We start from the raw sequence: 780 nt of genomic DNA, 5'->3' as shown, positions 1-780 counted from the left end.
GTCGTTGGTGCCGGTCAGGGTGATGGTCAGCGTCGCGGCGGCGCTGGCGCCATGCTCGTCGGTGACGGTGTAGTTCGCCACCACGTCGGTGGTGGCGCCCTGCGCCAGATGCTGGTAGGCGGCATTCGACGCATCAAAGCTGTAGCTGCCGTCCGGGTTGAGCGTCAGGCCGGCCACCGCCGCATCGAGGCTGTAGCTCAGCGCCGCGCCGTCATCGACGTCGCTGTCATTGCTCGCGACGGTGCCGGTGATGGTGCTGTCCTCGGTGCCGGCATTGGCGTCGGCCACCGCGACCGGCGCGTCATTGGTGCCGGTCAGGGTGATCGTCAGCGTCGCGGCGGCGCTGGCGCCATGCTCGTCGGTGACGGTGTAGTTCGCCACCACGTCGGTGGTGGCGCCCTCGGCCAAATGCTGGTAGGCGGCATTCGACGCATCAAAGCTGTAGCTGCCGTCCGGGTTGAGCGTCAGGCCGGCCACCGCGGCATCGAGGCTGTAGCTCAGCGCCGCGCCGTCATCGACGTCGCTGTCATTGCTTGCGACGGTGCCGGCGATGGTGCTGTCCTCGCTGCCCGCGTTGGTGTCGGCCACCGCGACCGGGGCGTCGTTGGTGCCGGTCAGGGTGATGGTCAGCGTCGCGGCGGCGCTGGCGCCATGCTCGTCGGTGACGGTGTAGTTCGCCACCACGTCGGTGGTGGCGCCCTGCGCCAGATGCTGGTAGGCGGCATTCGACGCATCAAAGCTGTAGCTGCCGTCCGGGTTGAGCGTCAGGCCGGCCACCGC

At 69.2% G+C, this 780-nt stretch carries 1 protein-coding gene; it reads right to left on the bottom strand.

The window, feature by feature from the left end; translation table 11 throughout:
- Positions 1-780 (bottom strand): VCBS domain-containing protein (locus tag ACXJMY_RS38015; RefSeq protein ID WP_456624472.1); only part of this gene is annotated, 780 nt, incomplete at both ends.

Source organism: Bradyrhizobium sp. P5_C12, assembly GCF_054049735.1.
This window is presented reverse-complemented; position numbering and strand designations above follow the sequence as displayed.